Genomic DNA, 16,067 nt, shown 5'->3' with positions numbered 1-16,067 from the left:
TCGCGCCCGGGCCGCCGGCATGGCGTGATCCACGCGCCGCAATGCTCATTTCCTCCCTCGTTTCCGAGAGATCCTTTCCCATGACGCAATCCACGCAAGTTTCGCCTGCGATTTTCAAGGCTTACGACATTCGCGGCATCGTCGGCAAGACGCTCGACGCCAATGTCGCGCATCTGATCGGCCGCGCCTTCGGCACGGCCCTGCGTCGCGAAGGCGGCAATGCCGTGGTGGTCGGCCGCGACGGCCGGCTCTCCGGCCCCGAACTGGTCGGCGCACTCGCCGACGGCCTGCGCGCCTCGGGCGTCGACGTGGTCGACATCGGCGTCGTGGTCACGCCGATGGTGTATTTCGCCACCAACGTCACGCTGCACGGCCGCGTGGTCGATTCCGGCATCATGGTCACGGGCAGCCACAATCCGCCCGACTACAACGGTTTCAAAATGGTGTTGCGCGGGCGCGCCATCTACGGTGAGGCCATTCAGGCACTGGCCAGGCTCATCGAGCAGCAGGACTTCGACGCCGGCCAGGGCACGTACACGGCCGACGAGATCGGCGAGTCGTACCGCGCTCGCATCGTGAACGACGTGCATCTGGCCCGCCCGATGAAGATCGCCGTCGACTGCGGCAACGGGGTGGCGGGCGCGTATGCGCCGGCGCTGTTCAACGCGCTCGGTTGCGAGGTCATCGAACTGTTCTGCGACGTCGACGGCACGTTCCCGAACCATCATCCGGACCCCGCTCACCCGGAAAACCTGCAGGACCTCATTCGCACGCTGCAGACCACCGACGCCGAGATCGGCCTGGCGTTCGATGGCGACGGCGACCGTCTGGGCGTCGTCACCAAGGACGGCCAGATCATCTATCCCGACCGCCAACTGATGCTCTTCGCCGCCGAAGTGCTGAGTCGCAATCCGGGCGAGAAGATCATTTACGACGTCAAGTGCACGCGCAACCTGTCGAGCTGGGTGAAACAGCATGGAGGCGAGCCGCTGATGTGGAAGACGGGCCACTCGCTCGTCAAGGCGAAGCTCAAGGAAACCGGCGCGCCGCTCGCCGGCGAGATGAGCGGGCACGTGTTCTTCAAGGACCGCTGGTACGGCTTCGACGACGGGCTCTACACCGGCGCCCGTCTGCTCGAGATCCTGTCGCGCGCGGCCGATCCGAGCGCCGTGCTCAATGCGCTGCCGAACTCGATTTCCACGCCCGAGCTGCAAATCCCGCTCGCCGAGGGCGAAAACTTCGCGCTGATCGACAAGCTTCGCGAGACGGCCACGTTCGATGGCGCGCAGGACGTCGTGAAGATCGACGGCGTGCGCGTCGAGTATCCGGACGGCTTCGGTCTGGCACGCTCGTCGAACACCACGCCGGTGGTGGTGCTGCGTTTCGAGGCCGACAGCGACGCCGCGCTCAGGCGCATTCAGGACGACTTCCGCCGCGCCATTCAGGCTGTCAAGCCCGACGCCAGGCTGCCGTTCTGAAGTCCGGGCGGGGTGACGGTAAGACGGTAAGGCATCCTGGCCGACGGTGGCAGCGTTCGCGTAGGAGCGGCGCCCCGGCTCGGGGTAGAATCGCGGTTTTGCTCACGAGGCCCGGCCGAACCGCCGGGGCGTTCGGTTGCAGGTTCTGATCGTCAAAGTCTCGTCGCTCGGCGACGTCGTCCATAACATGCCCGTGGTGCAGGACATCCTGCGCCAGTATCCCGACGCCCAGATCGACTGGGTGGTGGAAGAGGGCTTCGTCGACCTCGTCAAACTCGTGCGCGGCGTGCGCCGGGTCATTCCTTTCGCGCTGCGCCGCTGGCGTAAGCATCCGTTCGCGGCGTCGACCTGGCAGGAAATCGGCGCCTTTCGCCGCGCGTTGCGAGAAACCCCGTATGACTATGTGATCGACACGCAGGGTCTGGTGAAGACCGGCTGGATCGCGCGCACGGCGCGCGGCACCGTCTGGGGGCTGGGCAACCGTACCGAAGGGGCCAGTTACGAGTGGCCGGTGCGGTTTCTTTATCAGCACATGGTGCGGATCGCACCGCACACGCACGTCGTCACGCGCTCGCGGCTGCTGGTTGCCGCAGCGATGGGATTCGCCGTGCCCGCCGAGATCGATTTCGGCATCGCCACCGAGCGGGCCGATCACGGCCTGTGTCCCGAGCGTCCGTATGCCGTCTTCGTTCATGCGACGTCGAGAGACGACAAGACCTGGCCGGAAGACCACTGGATCGCGCTGGGGCGCGAGCTTGCCTCGCAAGGCTTGCTGATCGTGCTGCCGTGGGGCAGTCCGGCCGAGCGCGCCGTCTCGGAGCGGCTGGCAGCCGCACTGGGCCACGTGGCGTGGGTGCCGCCGAAGATGAATCTGTCGCAGGTCGTGGGGTTGATCGATCGCGGCGCGATGACCGTCGGTGTGGACACGGGGCTGGTGCATATTGCCGCAGCGCTGAACCGTCCGACCATCGAGCTATACAATTTCAGCACCGCGTGGCGCACCGGCGGATTCTGGTCGCCGCGCATCGTCAATCTCGGCGACGCCCAACACAAGCCGACCCTCACGCAGGTGCGCGACGCCGTGCGCCGGCTGGCGCTGTCGCCGCGGCCGGCGGGGGACGGGCCCGTCGTTCGCGGCGCCGCCGTGACTGGGGAGGACCCAATCGCATGAGTCAAACGAACGAAAACAGTCAGATCGTCACCGTCGAGTCCGGGGACTGGCAAGGCGGTGCGCTGTCGGTGCCGCGCGAGACGCTCGTGGCCGATGTTGAAGCGGGCAAGGTGCTGTACTTCCCGCACCTGGCGTTTGCGATCGACGCGGCCGAGCAGCGGCTGCTCGATCCCGCGATCGCCGACCCGAAGCGCAAGAACATCAGTCTCGATCCGAAGACCGACGTGCTTGTCGGCGTTGCGGCCGACGACGCCACGCGGCGTGCCGTACACGCGCTGGTCAAGCGTTACTACACGCAGGCGTGCAGCCTGATCGATGGCCTGCTGCCCGAGTATCGCGGCAAGCTGCGCGCGGCGCCGACGAGCCTGCGCCTGCATCAGGTGGAGACGCGCCAGACCTCCTGGCGCAAGGACGACAGCCGTCTGCATGTGGACGCTTTCCCGTCGCGCCCCAACTACGGCGAGCGCATTCTGCGCGTGTTCACCAACATCAATCCGGCCGGCCAGCCGCGCGTGTGGCGCGTGGGCGAGCCGTTCGAAGACGTGGCCAGACGATTTCTGCCGAAGGTGCCGAGACAATGGCCCGGCTCCGCGTGGCTGCAGAACGTCGTGGGCATCACGAAGCGCCCGCGCAGCGGCTACGATCACATCATGCTGCATCTGCACGATGGCATGAAGGCCGACCTGACCTATCAACGCGAAGCCGGCCAGCAGACCATGCCGTTTCCGCCGGGCAGCGTCTGGATCTGTTTCTCGGACCAGACGTCGCACGCGGTGATGTCCGGTCAGTTCATGATGGAGCAGACTTTCTTCCTGCCCGCCGACGCCATGGTGCACCCCGAGTGCTCGCCGCTGGCGGTGTTGCAACGCCTCACGCATCGCGCGCTCGTCTGAATGGTGTTGCGTCTCGTCTATCGCGCGCTGTGGTGGGTCGTCGCGCCACTGGCGGTCGTGCGCCTGTGGTGGCGCGGCCGTTTCGAGCCCGGCTATCGCCGTCACATCGGGGAACGCTTCGGTTTCTACGATGCGCCGCCCTACACCGGCCGCCCGCTCATCTGGGTGCACGCGGTCTCCGTCGGCGAGACGCGCGCCGCGCAGCCGCTCATCGAAGCGCTGCTCGCGCGCTATCCGTCGCATGGCGTCGTGCTCACGCACATGACGCCGACCGGTCGCGCCACGGGCGAGAGCCTGTTCGGCGAGCGCGTGCAACGCTGCTATCTGCCCTACGACATGGTCGGCCCGATTCGCCGGTTCCTGAAGCATTGGCGACCGAGCGTCGGCGTGGTGATGGAAACCGAGGTCTGGCCGAATCTCATTCTCACGTGCCGCGAGGACGGCGTGCCGCTGGTGCTCGCCAACGCACGAATGTCGGCGCGCTCGTTCCGGCGTGCGGCCCGCTTTGGGGACGCCACGCGCCCGATCTTCGGCGGGTTCAGCCGCGTGTTCGCGCAGAGCGATGCCGACGCCGAGCGCTTGCGCATGCTCGGTGCGCACGACGTGGACGTGATGGGCAACCTCAAATTCGACATGACGCCGCCCGAGCCGCTGCTCGCGCTCGGCGCACGCTGGCGCGAGCGCTTCGGCGCGCGCAAGGTGTGGCTCGCGGCGAGCACGCGCGACGGCGAAGAGGCGCTGGTGCTGCAGGCGCGCGCCATGCTGGCGGCGGCGTCCGACGTGGGCCGTCAGTCGCTGCTGCTGCTGGTGCCGCGTCACCCGCAGCGTTTCGACGAAGTCGCGGCGATGCTCGACAAGGTCCGGCTCAACTACGTGCGTCGCAGTGCATGGCCCGACGACGGCACGCCGCTGCCCGCGCATATCGACGTCATTCTCGGCGACTCGATGGGCGAGATGGCGGCGTACTTCTCGGCGGCGGATGTGGCGTTCATCGGCGGCAGCCTGCTGCCCCTGGGCGGACAGAACCTGATCGAGGCGTGCGCGGCGGGCACGCCCGTAGTGTTCGGGCCGCACATGTTCAACTTCACGCAGGCGAGCGAGAACGCCTTGGCAGCCGGCGCGGCGCGGCGGGTGAGCGATGCCGGCGAACTCGCTACGGCGCTGGCCGACCTGTTGGTCAACGACGACCATCGTCTCGCGATGCGTACCGCCGCGACGCTGTTCGCCAGGCAGCATCAGGGCGCGACGGCGCGCACCGTCGCCGCGCTGGGGCGGTGGCTCGACGAACCGCGGAACGCGCCACGCTCGCCACATTCGCCACATTCGCTATGAGGCGACAAGCCATGCGAGGCTTTTCGTTTTGACGCGGACGATGTCGGCTCCGTGTCGGCTCCGTGTCGGCGCCGTGCGCCGATCGCCTAGCGGCGCAGCGGCGCGATGGTCCCCGGCCGCACGCCGCGCTCGGGTGTTCCGACGCCGGGCGTGCCGGCCGGTGCGCGCGCGCCGGCGCTCACGGCCGAAGCGTCCGGGTTCTCCGTGAGCAGCCCGTTGAGTTGTTGCAGGTCCGTGTCGACGAGCGTGGCGGCGCTGGCCTTGAGCTGCAGGCTCGAGAGCAGCGTGCTGTAGCGGGCCTTGGCGAGATCGCGCCGCGTGGCGAAGAGCTTGTCTTCGGCATTGAGCACGTCCGCGTTGATGCGGATGCCCACCTGATAACCGAGCTTGTTCGACGCCACCGACGACTGCGCCGACTGTTCGGCCGCTTCGAGCGCCTTGACTTGCGCCAGCCCGCTCGACACACCGAGATACGACTGACGCGCGTTGAGCACCGCCAGGCGGCGCGCGTCGTCGAGATCGCTCTGTGCCTTGTCCTCGAGCGCGAGCGTCTGTCGCATCTTGCTCTGCACCGAGCCGCCCGAGAAGATCGGAATGCTGATCTGAATGCCGATCTGCCCCGCGGAGCTCGGTCCCGTACCCTGACTCGACGGACTCGACATCGCCGAGGTAAGCAGGCTGTTCGCGTTGCCGACGTTCGAGTGCGCGCCGGCGGCAACGAGGTCCACCGACGGCATGTAGCCCGCCTTGGCCTTGGACGTCTCGCGTCGCGCGATCTCCAGCGCGAGCGTCTGGAGTTGCACGCCGTAGTTGGCTTGCTCGGCCTGCGCCACCCAGTCCGCCACGTTGTTCGGCTCGGGCGAGGGCAGTGTGGCGCCGGCGCGAAGCGTGGCGAGCGGCCCCACCGGATGGCCGACGATGCGCGCGAACGCGGCGCGGCGCACGTCGAGCGTATTGTTCGCGGCGATTTCCTGCGCGGTGGCCTGATCGAAGCTCGCCTGGGCTTCGTTGGCGTCGACGATGGTGGCGTTGCCGACTTCGAAATTCCGTTTGGCCGAGGCAAGCTGCTCGGCAATGGCCTGCTTGTGCGTCGAGGCCAGCGCGAGGTCGTCCTGCGCGGCCAGCACGTCGAAGTAGGCCGTCGCCACGCGAAGAATCAGGTCCTGCTGCGCCTGTGCAAACGACGCTTCGGCGCTGGCCACGGTGAGCTTGCCCTGCTGGTACGACTGCCAACTGTCCCAGTGAAACAGCGGCTGCGTGAGCGCGAGGCTGTAGCCGCTGCTGCCGAACGTGTTCGAGATGTTGCCCGAGCCGTAGTGCGTATTGACGGCGCCCCAACGCGCCGAGACCTGGGGCAGCAGCGCGGCGCGTGCCTGCGGCAGGGCTTCAATGTTGGCGAGATAGGCAGAGCGGGCGCTGGCGATGAGCGCGTCGCGGCTCTGCGCCTCGCCATAGAGCTGGAGAAGGTCGGTCGCGCCGGCGGGGGCGGCGAAGCCGATGAGCGTGGCGAGCGTCGCCATCAGCGCGAAGGCGCTCGCGGCCGCATGCCGTCGCGCGGCGAGCCTCGGGGGGCGCACGGCCCTGGCTCAGTAAGTCGGCATCGACGGATCGACCTGGCGAGCCCAGGCGTCGATACCGCCGTCCAGATTGAACAGCTGGGTAAAACCTTGTTGTTCCAGGAACATCGCGGCGCGGGCGCTGCGCATGCCGTGGTGGCAGATGCACACGATCGGCGCGTCGGCGTCGAGCTCGCCCAGACGATTCGGCACGTCGCCAAGCGGCACATTCTTGCTTTGGGCGATGCGGCAGGTCTGGACCTCCCAGTCCTCGCGCACGTCGAGCAGCGTGGGTTGCCCGCGTTCCCCATCCGCGAGCCACTGGGCCAATTGCGCCGGTGAAATGTTTTGCATGATGTTCGTGTGTCGTATGGATGGCGTCCGGTTCTCGTGGAACCCCTCGCGGGGCGGAGCCGGTCCGCTCGCGACGATCCGGTGCGCGCCGTCAGCCGGCGGCACGCCCCGGCTCGCCGGGCTCAGAACCTGAAGCTCGACGGTTGCGGCGCCACCAGATAGGCCACTTGCGTCTCGAACAGGTTTTCCGTGCGGTATTCGGTCTCGGACAGGCGCGTGATCAGCTGCGCTTCCATGACCGGGTTGCCGCCGATGAACGCTGCCAGACGGCCGCCGACCTTCAACTGGTCGAGGAACGCCTGAGGCAGTTCGGGCAGTGCGCCCGAGATGGCGATCACGTCGTATGGCGCGGCGGCGCTCCAGCCGTGGGCGCCGTCCGCATTGACGACTTCCACGTTCGTCACACCGTTGGCGCGCAGCGTCTGCTGGGCGGCCTGGGCGAGGTTCGCGTCGAATTCGAGCGTGGTCACGTGATGGGCGTTGTAGGCCAGCAGGGCTGCCATGTAGCCCGAGCCCGTGCCGATCTCGAGCACGTTCTCGTTCTTCTTCGGTGCCAGGGCCTGCAGGACGCGCGCTTCGACGCGCGGGAACATCATGTGCTGGCTCTTGTTGGCGATCGAAGCGCCCGGCAGGGGCAGTTCGACGTCGGCGAAAGCGAGATCGCGGTAGGCGGCCGGCACGAATTCCTCGCGCTTGACCATCGTCAGCAGATCGAGCACTTGCTGGTCGAGCACGTCCCAGGGACGGATTTGCTGCTCGATCATGTTAAAGCGGGCCTGTTCGTAATTCATCTCGATTACCGTGGGTAGTAGGCAAACACAACCCGGCATTTTACCAGTTCCGGGCGGCGCTCACGATGACGCGTGAACTTTTGACGCAGTACGCGCCTATGCCGCCGTTTTCGAGGTTTGCGGCACGCTCTGCGGGCATGCCACGCGATCGAGATAGGCGGCGCACATTGTCGCGATCTGCTCGGCGATCCGCGCGGCCAGCGTCTCGTGGCAGGTGCCGGCCGGTGCGCGGTTCTCCAGGATCGCCTTGATGGGCCCGGTCATCGAATTCAGGAAGACGAAGGCGACCGTGGACGGGTCGTCGAAGCGCGCATTGCGCGCGCTGGCGAGCATGCCCACGACAGCCGCGTGCATGCGCGTGGCCGCGTCCGCGAAGACTTCCCGTCCGTCCAGGTCCTCGGAGAGCCGATACAGCGCCTGCGCCTCTTCGATGTCGCTCATCTTGGCGCCCACGTAGGCGCGGGCCAGTTCGCGCGCCATCGTCTCGAGCGGCTGCCCGTGCGCGGCCAGACAGGTGGTCTCGACCGTCTCGACGATGCGCTCCACGTGCCGCTCGAGCACCGCGTAGAGCAGCACCTGCTTGTTCTGGAAATATTGATAGAGCGTGCCGACGGACACGCCGGCGCGCTCGGCCACGCGCGTGGTGGTGAGCTGACGCCCGCCATCGAGCAGCAAAACCTGAAGCGCTGCGTCGAAAATCGCGTCGATCGTCACCCGCGATCGGGCCTGCTGCGGCGTCTTACGGGGCGCTGCGGGGCCTCGGCTGTCAGGTTTCATATGCGAATGGAAAAACTGAAGGATTCTTCATAAACTCGATGCTAACAAATTTGCGTGCGATCGGGCGCAGAACAACAGGCAATTCGACGGGAGCAGTGATGAAACGGGACGCTATCGAAAGTATGGTGCGCGAGGACGCGCAGCGCCATCTGGGACAAGTGGCGCTGGTGACGGGCGCGACTCGCGGGATTGGACAGGAAGTGGCGCGCTCGCTGGCCGAGGCGGGCATGACGGTGCTCGTTGGCGCGCGCGAGCAGGCGAAGGGCGAAGAGGTGGTCGAGCCGTTGCGCAAGGCCGGGTTCCAGGCCGAGACGCTCGTCATCGATCTGTTGCAGCCGGAGACGCTGCACGCTGCCGCTTACCGCATTGGCCGGTATTACGGCCGGCTCGACGTGCTGGTCAACAACGCCGGCGTCACCGATCCGCGCGACGACGCGCCCGAGCGCGCCTCCATCGAAGCGGTCGAGCGTGTGTTCGCGACCAACTTTTTCGGCACCCTGCGCGTTACCCAGGCGATGCTGCCGTGGCTGTCGCGCGCCGAGCGCGGGCGCATCGTCAACGTGTCGAGCGGACTGGGCTCGCTCGCGTACAACAACGATCCGTCGTGGGAACATGCGTCGATGCGGCGTATCGGCTTCAATGCGTCGAAGGCTGCGCTCAACATGCTCACCGTGCAGTTGTCGCAGACGCTGCGCGAGACGTCGATCACCGTGAATTCGGTCGACCCTGGCGCGCCGGCCGATCTGGCGGGCGATGCGAGCGGCAAGCGGACGCGTGAGAACCTTGCGCAGGCCGCGCGCAGCGTGGTGATGCTGGCGCTCGGCGAGCGCGGCCCGGTCACGGGCGGATTTTTCGACGCGTCGGGCAGCCTGCCGTGGTAAACGCTGGGGGCACGCGCGGCGTGCCCTGCCGTGCGCCCGCTCGCGCTAAAATGCGGGGGCCTCGCGATCACGACACGCGCCCCATCGCGCCCCATCGCGCCACCTCGCATCATCTCGCATCGCCTCGCATCACCTGGCGCCGCGCGGGACGGCGCGTCGCCCCCCGCTTGCCCTGATTGTTCTCATCCTTCTCATCCTCTGATCCGCCGTTTCATGAACTGCCGACCCCGCTGCGCGGCGTGTTGCATCGCGCCTTCCATTTCGACACCCATTCCGGGCATGCCGAACGGCAAGCCGGCGAACACGCGCTGCGTGCAACTCGACGACGAGGACCGCTGCCGGCTTTTCGGCAGTGCGCTGCGTCCGGCCGTGTGCGGATCGCTGCAACCGTCGGCGCAAATGTGTGGCAGCGATCGTGCGCAGGCCATCGCCTGGCTGTCCGCACTGGAGGCGATGACGGCGCCCGGCCACGCGTAGTGTCGTGTCGCACTCGGGTGCTATAGTCGCGCGTGTCGGGCGCCAGAGCCCTGTAGCGAAACACGACATGCCGGCAAATTCGTATCGAGATTCGTCCATGCGTCAGTGCCGCGAGGTGCGGGGCGCGCTCCACGCTCCCGACGCCGGGCGGCGGCGCTGGCTCGCCGTGAGCGGCGCCACCTTGCTCGCGGCCGGGCTGGGAGCCTGCGCCGGGTTGCCGTTCGGCAACGACTACACGTTTTCCGAAGGCCAATTGCAGCGCGCGCTCGATCGCAAGTTTCCATTCGACCGGCGCGTGCTCGCCGTGCTCGACGTGAATCTGTCGCACCCGCGGCTGACCTTGCTGCCCGAGCGCAACCGGCTGGCGGTGTCGGTCGACGCCACTGTCACGCACCCGCTGGGCGGCGCGCCGCTCACGGGCACGCTGGCGATCGACAGCGCGCTCGCCTACGATCCCGCGACGATGTCGGTCGTGCTGCGCGATCCCGAAGTCGAGACGTTCGCCATCGACGGCCTGCCCGAGCGGTGGTCGCGGCAACTGAACGCGGCCGGCGCGCTGATCGCGATGCAGTTGCTGCAGAACGCGCCGATCTATACGTTCAAGCCCGAACAGCTCAATATCGGCGGGGCCGTGCGTCAGCCGGGGGCGATTACCGTGCTCGCGCATGGCGTGAACGTCAAATTCGATTCGCGATGACGGCTCGCGCGTGAGGCGGCGCGCTTCCGAGCTCCGGCTTCTCGCTGCGCCTTCCCGCACGGCCTGCTTCGCTCGACGCGCTCATCTTGTACATTTTTTTCCCACCTAACGACTTCTCAGGAACTCATCGCATGGACTTGTTGCTGGCGCTCAAAGCCGTCATTCTCGGCGTGGTCGAAGGCTTGACCGAATTCCTGCCGATCTCGTCGACCGGCCATCTGATTCTGGCCGGCAGTCTGCTCGACTTTAACGACGACAAGGGCAAGGTCTTCGAGATCGTCATCCAGTTCGGCGCGATTCTCGCGGTGTGCTGGGAATTCCGCGCGAAGATCGCGCAGGTGGTGCTGGGGCTCGGCGGGGACGCGAAGGCGCGCCGGTTCGCCGTCAACGTCGTCGTCGCCTGCGTGCCGGCCATCGTGCTCGGCCTGCTTTTCGGCAAGCACATCAAGGCGGTGCTGTTCAATCCGATCGTGGTGGCCACGGCGTTCATCATCGGTGGCGTGATCATCCTGCTCGTGGAGCGGCACAACCGCCGCAACGCCGAAACGGGCAAGCCGCCGCGCGTGGCGTCGATCGACGATCTGTCCTTCGCCGACGCCCTGAAGGTCGGCCTCGCGCAGTGCCTTGCGCTCGTGCCCGGCACGTCGCGCTCGGGAGCGACGATCATCGGCGGCATGATGTTCGGCCTCGAGCGCCGCGTGGCGACGGAGTTCTCGTTCTTTCTCGCGATTCCGATCCTGTTCGGCGCCACCGTCTACGAACTGTACAAGGCGCGCTCGACGCTGTCGCTCGACGACTTCAGCCTCTTCGGCGTGGGTTTCGTCGCGGCCTTCGTCAGCGCTTTCATCTGCGTGCGCTGGCTGCTGCGCTACATCGCGTCGCACGACTTCACGGCATTCGCGTGGTATCGCATCGTGTTCGGTATCGTCGTGCTGGCGACGGCCTACAGCGGCCTGGTAGTCTGGGCCGACTGACGCGCGGTCCACGCCGCAACGAAGAAAGGGCACCCTCGGGTGCCCTTCGTGTTTGCGCGAACGCGGCGAACGGCTGCCGCCCGGGGACGATCAGCGTTTCCTGAATACGAGATCCCATACGCCGTGACCCAGACGCAGGCCGCGGTTCTCGAACTTCGTCACAGGACGATAGTCGGGACGCGGCGCATAGCCGTCGGCCGTGGCGACCGTGTTCTCGAGCGACGCTTCACCGCCGAGCACTTCGAGCATTTGCTCGGCGTACTCCTGCCAGTCGGTGGCGCAGTGCAGATAGCCGCCGGACTTCAGGCGCGAAGCGAGCAGTGCCACGAAGGGCGGCTGCAGCAGGCGGCGCTTGTGGTGGCGCTTCTTGTGCCACGGATCCGGGAAGAAGATGTGAACGCCGTCGAGCGAGCCTGCGGGCAGCATGTGCTCGACCACTTCCACGGCGTCGTGCTGGACGATGCGAACGTTCGAGAGCGGTGTTTCGCCAATGAGCTTGAGCAGCGCGCCCACGCCCGGTTCGTGCACTTCGACGCCGAGAAAATCGTCGTTGGGCCGCAACTTTGCGATATGAGCGGTGCCGTCGCCCATGCCGAAACCGATTTCCAGAATGCGCGGCGCGCCGTCGCGGCCGAATGCGGCCGGCCAGTCGAGCGGCTGCGCGGCGTAGGGCAACACGAACTTCGGGCCGAGCGCGTCGAAGGCGCGCTTCTGCGCTTCGGAGCTGCGCCCGGCACGCCGCACGAAGCTGCGAATGCGGCGCGGGTGCGCCACGCCGTCCGGACCGACGTAGACGTCGCCGTCCTGTTCGTTGGAGGGCGTCGCGCCGGTGGCGGCTGCGTCGTCGTGGGCCGGTTGCGCGTCGTCGGCCGGCGGATGTCCGTGATTCGTCATGGAAGCAAAAAGCCGTCTGAGGCGACGGCTTGTCGAGGCATTGCGGGAGGCGGCGGACTGGCATCACAGCGCAAGTCAACGCCCAACACGATGATTTTTCAAAGGATTTTCCCGCATCGAGGCGGCGGGAGCGGGCTCGATTATCCCCCGGAATCGCCTCCAGTGGCAAGTTGACGGCGGCGCGCGCGCCCTCATCCGCGCTCAGGTCGGGCGAATCACCTGCGTGTCCTCGGGCGCGACGGGCTGCCCGTCCGCGGTCGTCGGCCACAGATCGGCCAGCGGTTCGCCGGTGCGCGTATCGACAAGCGTCGAGTGCGGCTCGCGACGGCCGAAGCGGTGTTTCTCCCCCCACTGCCGCAGCGCCACGATGAGCGTGAAGAGTTCGCGTCCCTGCGGCGTGAGTACGTATTCCTGGTAGGACGTGCCGTCCGAGGCTGGCTGCACCGCAAGAATGCCTGCGTCGACCAGCGCGCGCAGGCGCGTGGCGAGCATGCTGCGCGCCACGCCCAGGCTGCGCAGGAAGTCGCCGAAGCGGCGCACGCCGTCGAAGGCGTCGCGCACGATCAGCAGACTCCAGCGATCGCCGATCACGTCGACCGTTCTCGCGACGGGACAGGTATCGAGCGACGGGTTTGGCGCCGGCGTGGCAACGGACTTCGATGTGGGCATGGGCTGCGGCCTCGTTCAGAGGGATTTCAGACGGATGGCGGCCCGGCATCGCCGCGCGGGTGTTGGCGCAGGGCGCGGGCGTCGGAGGGCCGGGGTGTTGGAAATTAGGTTTCATTTTAGAACTTGTTTGGGTATGATCCAACAAGTATCAATTTGAAACCAGTTGAGGGAGCCCCCCATGTCATCGTGTCAATCGACGCCGGCGGCGGACGTGTCGCCGGCAACAATCGCGGGCGGGATGCCCCGTGCGCTCGTGGCCGTCTTCGCATGCGCGGCCGGGCTGAGCGTCGCCAACGTCTACTACGCGCAGCCGCTGCTCGACATGCTGGCGAACGACTTCTCGATTTCGCACGGCGCGGCGGGCAGCGTCGTGACCGCCACCCAGATCGGCTGTGCGCTGGCGTTGCTGTTTCTCGTGCCGCTCGGCGATCAATGGGAGCGGCGGCGCCTCATGCTTGTGCAGCTCGGCTTGTTGACGGCCGGTCTGCTGTGCGTTGCGGCGGCGTCCTCGGCGTGGGTGCTGCTGCTTGGCATGACGTTCGTCGGCATGCTCGGCACGGCCATGACGCAGGGCCTCATTGCGTTTGCCTCGAGTGCGGCGGGCGAGCACGAGCGAGGCCGCGTCGTGGGCGCCACCCAGGGCGGCGTGGTGGTCGGCCTGTTGCTGGCGCGCGTGATGGCGGGCGGCGTTGCCGACGTTGCGGGATGGCGTGGCGTGTATCTGGCCTCGGCGCTGGCGATGCTCGTGCTCGGCGCCGTGCTGTGGCGCGCGTTGCCCCGTCAGCGGGCGCCGGCGACGCGCCAGCCCTACGTGGCACTGCTGCGCTCGATGTTCGCGCTGCTCCGAGAGGAGCGCACCTTGCAGGTCCGCGGCGGCATTGCCTTGCTGATGTTCATGGCGTTGAGCATTTTCTGGAGTGCGCTGGTATTGCCGTTGTCCGCCGCACCGTTCCATTTCTCGCACACGACCATCGGCGCGTTCGGCCTCGTCGGCGCCGCGGGGGCGTTGGCGGCCGCGCGTGCCGGGTACTGGGCCGACCGCGGCTGGGCACAGCGCACGACGGGCGCGGCGTTGCTCGTGCTCACGCTCTCGTGGCTGCCGCTTGCGGGCCTGCGCGTGTCGCTGGGGTGGCTGGCGCTCGGGGTGTTGCTGCTCGATCTCGCGGCGCAGGCGATTCACGTGACGAACCAGAGCCTCATCTTCGCCGCGCGTGCGCAGGCGCCGAGTCGGCTCGTCGGCGCTTACATGCTGTTCTACGCGACGGGCAGCGGCCTTGGCGGCGTTGCCGCAACGGCGACCTTCGCGACGTTCGGATGGACGGGCGTATGCGCGCTGGGCGCGCTCGTGAGCTTGCTCGCGCTGAGCTTCTGGGGGCTGACGCTGCGGTGGATGTCCGGCGGCGGAAAGCCGCGCGTCGCGGGCTGACGGCGGCTGATCGCAGGACGCCCCATCCCTCCCGTTCGCCTCTGCCTTCCGTCTCTGCCTCCCACGCCCTGACCGGGCCTCCGTGTTCGCCGCGATGCCGGAGAAGATCCCGGCGAACCTCTCTCAGCGGGCCTTGGTGCGACCCGGTTTGACGGCGGCGGTGGCGCGCGCGGTGGCCTTGGCGCCAAGCACGCCGGCCGCCTCCATGTCTTCGAGCCACGAGAGCGCATCGGCGTGGCGCAGGAAGTGCCGCAGATAGTCGGGCGAGACGTCGTGCATGAGCGACAGGGCGCGATGCACGAGATGGCTGGAATTCAGGGGGCCGGCGTTCTCGGGCACTTGCGCGAGCGATTGGCGCAGATTGCCGTCGGTGCTCAGCTTCGACCACGTTTCGCGGAAGTACTCGAGCACGTCGAGATCCTCGAAGGCGTCGTCGGTCGAGATGACGGTGGGCGTGATCGGCACGGCCACGGGCGCAGGCGCCGTGGCGGCAGGCCTTGCGGCAGCCGGGGCGACGGAAGACGCGGGCGCATCGCCCGCCTGCCCGTCACGAGCGCTATGCGGCTCACGATCGCCGCGTGCCGCGAGCCGATGAGCGTGAGCGGCGCGAGACGCCGACGCCCGGGCGGCGCGCTCGCCGGTGCGTTGCGAGATGCCGGCGGCGAGCGCGGCAAGCGGTGACGCAACGGACGGGTCGGCGTGCGTTTCCCGCGGCGCCTGCGTTACCGTTTCAGCGGACGCGAGCCGCCGTGCCAACGCTTCGACGAGCATCTTCAGACGTTCGTCGAGCATGCGCCGCACGTCTCCGCCATAGCCGCGGCTGCGCGCGGCGAGCGCTTCGATTCGATGGAAAAGCACCGGGTCGCGCTTGTCGGCGCCTTGCGAGCGCCATTGCGCGAGTTGTGCCGAGACGGCGTCGGGCGCGGCGGGCACGTCGGGTGCGGCGTTCGCGTGCGGCGCTTCGCACGCCGAGGCGCCATCGCATGCGGGCGAATCGAAGTGGGCGTCACGCATTGGGCTTACCTGCGTTGCTGGCGCTGCTGCGCGGCATGGGGGCGATTTCCACGCGACGGTTCTTCGCGCGGCCGGCTTCGTCGGCATTGGACGTCACCGGTTGCTCGGCGCCGAACGCCGCCGAGAAAATCGACGACGGCGGCACGCCCGCCGCGATCAGCTCGCGCGTGACGGTGAGCGCACGCTGCGCCGAGAGCTCCCAGTTGTCGGCGAAGCGCCGGTTCGTCTCGCGCACCTGCTGGTTGTCGGTAAAGCCGCTGACCATCAGGATTTCGTCGCTCGCGCGCAGGTAGGCGGCAAGCGGCCCCGCGAGGCTGCGCAGCACTTCGCGCCCTTGCGGTTGCAACTGATCGGAGTTGAGCGCGAACAATACGTTGCCGCTGATGCCGATGCGGCCGTTCACGAGCGTGACCCGCCCGCCCGCGAGGGGGCCGGCGAGCGCCTTTTCGAGCGTCTCGCGGCGCTGCGTCTCGGCACGCCGCTCCTTGACCTCGCGCTCCAGTCTGGCCGAGAGCTCGATCTGCACGCCGATCACGCCGAGCATGATCAGCACGAACGCGCCGAGCATCACCGACATCAGATCGCCGAAGACAGCCCACGTCGGCGAGGCGGCGCCAATGTCGCCGCCCTCCACGCTCCCCACGCCCTCCAGACCCTCCATGCCCTCGCCGACGCCAGCGCCC

At 67.8% G+C, this 16,067-nt stretch carries 17 protein-coding genes; 9 read left to right on the top strand and 8 right to left on the bottom strand.

The annotated features are described in order from the left end of the window. Positions 1–80 precede the first annotated feature (80 nt). The 4 genes from PNO31109_RS06085 (at position 81) to waaA (ending at position 4,874) form a co-directional block, all read left to right on the top strand. Positions 81–1,478: a phosphomannomutase/phosphoglucomutase gene (locus PNO31109_RS06085; protein ID WP_150554712.1), complete on the top strand. Its 1,398-nt coding sequence runs from the start codon at positions 81–83 to the stop codon at positions 1,476–1,478. A 187-nt stretch (positions 1,479–1,665) separates the two neighbouring features. Continuing rightward, a complete protein-coding gene (waaC, locus tag PNO31109_RS06080; RefSeq protein WP_241013701.1) occupies positions 1,666–2,649 on the top strand; it encodes a lipopolysaccharide heptosyltransferase I in 984 nt (327 codons plus the stop codon). Further along, complete coding sequence (gene kdoO, locus PNO31109_RS06075; RefSeq protein WP_150554710.1) at positions 2,646–3,542, top strand: Kdo hydroxylase KdoO; 897 nt, start codon at positions 2,646–2,648, stop codon at positions 3,540–3,542. The genes waaC and kdoO overlap by 4 nt, the downstream gene beginning before the upstream one ends. A gap of 3 nt (positions 3,543–3,545) precedes the next feature. Continuing rightward, positions 3,546–4,874 (top strand): lipid IV(A) 3-deoxy-D-manno-octulosonic acid transferase, encoded by a 1,329-nt coding sequence (waaA, locus tag PNO31109_RS06070; protein WP_174966304.1) that lies wholly within the window; start codon positions 3,546–3,548, stop codon positions 4,872–4,874. An 86-nt stretch (positions 4,875–4,960) separates the two neighbouring features. Here waaA and PNO31109_RS06065 read toward each other — a convergent pair whose 3' ends face one another. The 4 genes from PNO31109_RS06065 to PNO31109_RS06050 form a co-directional block, all read right to left on the bottom strand. Further along, positions 4,961–6,451, bottom strand: a complete 1,491-nt coding sequence (locus PNO31109_RS06065) for a TolC family outer membrane protein (protein WP_244958131.1) — start codon at positions 6,449–6,451, stop codon at positions 4,961–4,963. A 9-nt stretch (positions 6,452–6,460) separates the two neighbouring features. Then, entirely contained in the window at positions 6,461–6,784 is a 324-nt protein-coding gene (locus PNO31109_RS06060; RefSeq protein WP_150554708.1) for a rhodanese-like domain-containing protein, read from the bottom strand. Positions 6,785–6,906: 122 nt separating this feature from the next. After that, the gene (locus tag PNO31109_RS06055; RefSeq protein WP_150554707.1) at positions 6,907–7,575 is read right to left on the bottom strand and encodes a protein-L-isoaspartate O-methyltransferase family protein; all 669 of its coding nucleotides are present in this window, start codon (positions 7,573–7,575) and stop codon (positions 6,907–6,909) included. A gap of 96 nt (positions 7,576–7,671) precedes the next feature. Next, complete coding sequence (locus PNO31109_RS06050) at positions 7,672–8,289, bottom strand: TetR/AcrR family transcriptional regulator (RefSeq protein ID WP_174966283.1); 618 nt, start codon at positions 8,287–8,289, stop codon at positions 7,672–7,674. Positions 8,290–8,450: 161 nt separating this feature from the next. Between PNO31109_RS06050 and PNO31109_RS06045 the strand changes: the two genes are divergently transcribed. The 4 genes from PNO31109_RS06045 to PNO31109_RS06030 all read left to right on the top strand — a co-directional run bounded on the left by PNO31109_RS06045 (position 8,451) and on the right by PNO31109_RS06030 (position 11,381). Next, positions 8,451–9,233: an SDR family NAD(P)-dependent oxidoreductase gene (locus tag PNO31109_RS06045; protein WP_206111255.1), complete on the top strand. Its 783-nt coding sequence runs from the start codon at positions 8,451–8,453 to the stop codon at positions 9,231–9,233. A 213-nt stretch (positions 9,234–9,446) separates the two neighbouring features. Next, on the top strand, positions 9,447–9,710 hold the full coding sequence (locus PNO31109_RS06040; RefSeq protein WP_150554705.1) for a YkgJ family cysteine cluster protein: 264 nt from the start codon (positions 9,447–9,449) through the stop codon (positions 9,708–9,710). 97 nt (positions 9,711–9,807) lie between these two features. Next, the gene (locus tag PNO31109_RS06035; RefSeq protein WP_150554704.1) at positions 9,808–10,407 is read left to right on the top strand and encodes a DUF1439 domain-containing protein; all 600 of its coding nucleotides are present in this window, start codon (positions 9,808–9,810) and stop codon (positions 10,405–10,407) included. Between the two features lie 131 nt (positions 10,408–10,538). Then, positions 10,539–11,381: an undecaprenyl-diphosphate phosphatase gene (locus PNO31109_RS06030; RefSeq protein WP_150554703.1), complete on the top strand. Its 843-nt coding sequence runs from the start codon at positions 10,539–10,541 to the stop codon at positions 11,379–11,381. A 90-nt stretch (positions 11,382–11,471) separates the two neighbouring features. Here PNO31109_RS06030 and trmB read toward each other — a convergent pair whose 3' ends face one another. Then, entirely contained in the window at positions 11,472–12,275 is an 804-nt protein-coding gene (gene trmB / locus PNO31109_RS06025; protein WP_150554702.1) for a tRNA (guanosine(46)-N7)-methyltransferase TrmB, read from the bottom strand. A gap of 201 nt (positions 12,276–12,476) precedes the next feature. Continuing rightward, positions 12,477–12,944 (bottom strand): winged helix-turn-helix transcriptional regulator, encoded by a 468-nt coding sequence (locus PNO31109_RS06020; RefSeq protein ID WP_150554701.1) that lies wholly within the window; start codon positions 12,942–12,944, stop codon positions 12,477–12,479. A gap of 178 nt (positions 12,945–13,122) precedes the next feature. Here PNO31109_RS06020 and PNO31109_RS06015 point away from each other — a divergent pair, with 178 nt between their 5' ends. Continuing rightward, on the top strand, positions 13,123–14,370 hold the full coding sequence (locus tag PNO31109_RS06015; protein WP_150554700.1) for an MFS transporter: 1,248 nt from the start codon (positions 13,123–13,125) through the stop codon (positions 14,368–14,370). 123 nt (positions 14,371–14,493) lie between these two features. Here PNO31109_RS06015 and PNO31109_RS06010 read toward each other — a convergent pair whose 3' ends face one another. After that, complete coding sequence (locus PNO31109_RS06010) at positions 14,494–15,384, bottom strand: DUF2894 domain-containing protein (protein ID WP_174966282.1); 891 nt, start codon at positions 15,382–15,384, stop codon at positions 14,494–14,496. Then, positions 15,377–16,045 (bottom strand): OmpA family protein, encoded by a 669-nt coding sequence (locus tag PNO31109_RS06005; RefSeq protein ID WP_150554844.1) that lies wholly within the window; start codon positions 16,043–16,045, stop codon positions 15,377–15,379. The genes PNO31109_RS06010 and PNO31109_RS06005 overlap by 8 nt, the downstream gene beginning before the upstream one ends. Positions 16,046–16,067: the final 22 nt, after the last annotated feature.

Origin of the sequence: Pandoraea nosoerga (assembly GCF_902459585.1) — a bacterium.
Classification (GTDB): Bacteria; Pseudomonadota; Gammaproteobacteria; order Burkholderiales; family Burkholderiaceae; genus Pandoraea; species Pandoraea nosoerga.
This window is presented reverse-complemented; position numbering and strand designations above follow the sequence as displayed.

What these genes read in the sequence shown, in the direction of transcription:
- PNO31109_RS06085 (WP_150554712.1), top strand. Translation starts at nt 81, where the DNA reads ATGACGCAATCCACGCAAGTTTCGCCTGCGATTTTCAAGGCTTACGAC.
- waaC (WP_241013701.1), top strand. Translation starts at nt 1,666, where the DNA reads ATGCCCGTGGTGCAGGACATCCTGCGCCAGTATCCCGACGCCCAGATC.
- kdoO (WP_150554710.1), top strand. Translation starts at nt 2,646, where the DNA reads ATGAGTCAAACGAACGAAAACAGTCAGATCGTCACCGTCGAGTCCGGG.
- PNO31109_RS06060 (WP_150554708.1), bottom strand. Translation starts at nt 6,784, where the DNA reads ATGCAAAACATTTCACCGGCGCAATTGGCCCAGTGGCTCGCGGATGGG.
- PNO31109_RS06055 (WP_150554707.1), bottom strand. Translation starts at nt 7,575, where the DNA reads ATGAATTACGAACAGGCCCGCTTTAACATGATCGAGCAGCAAATCCGT.
- PNO31109_RS06045 (WP_206111255.1), top strand. Translation starts at nt 8,451, where the DNA reads ATGAAACGGGACGCTATCGAAAGTATGGTGCGCGAGGACGCGCAGCGC.
- PNO31109_RS06040 (WP_150554705.1), top strand. Translation starts at nt 9,447, where the DNA reads ATGAACTGCCGACCCCGCTGCGCGGCGTGTTGCATCGCGCCTTCCATT.
- PNO31109_RS06035 (WP_150554704.1), top strand. Translation starts at nt 9,808, where the DNA reads ATGCGTCAGTGCCGCGAGGTGCGGGGCGCGCTCCACGCTCCCGACGCC.
- PNO31109_RS06030 (WP_150554703.1), top strand. Translation starts at nt 10,539, where the DNA reads ATGGACTTGTTGCTGGCGCTCAAAGCCGTCATTCTCGGCGTGGTCGAA.
- trmB (WP_150554702.1), bottom strand. Translation starts at nt 12,275, where the DNA reads ATGACGAATCACGGACATCCGCCGGCCGACGACGCGCAACCGGCCCAC.
- PNO31109_RS06020 (WP_150554701.1), bottom strand. Translation starts at nt 12,944, where the DNA reads ATGCCCACATCGAAGTCCGTTGCCACGCCGGCGCCAAACCCGTCGCTC.
- PNO31109_RS06015 (WP_150554700.1), top strand. Translation starts at nt 13,123, where the DNA reads ATGTCATCGTGTCAATCGACGCCGGCGGCGGACGTGTCGCCGGCAACA.
- PNO31109_RS06010 (WP_174966282.1), bottom strand. Translation starts at nt 15,384, where the DNA reads ATGCGTGACGCCCACTTCGATTCGCCCGCATGCGATGGCGCCTCGGCG.
- PNO31109_RS06005 (WP_150554844.1), bottom strand. Translation starts at nt 16,045, where the DNA reads ATGGAGGGTCTGGAGGGCGTGGGGAGCGTGGAGGGCGGCGACATTGGC.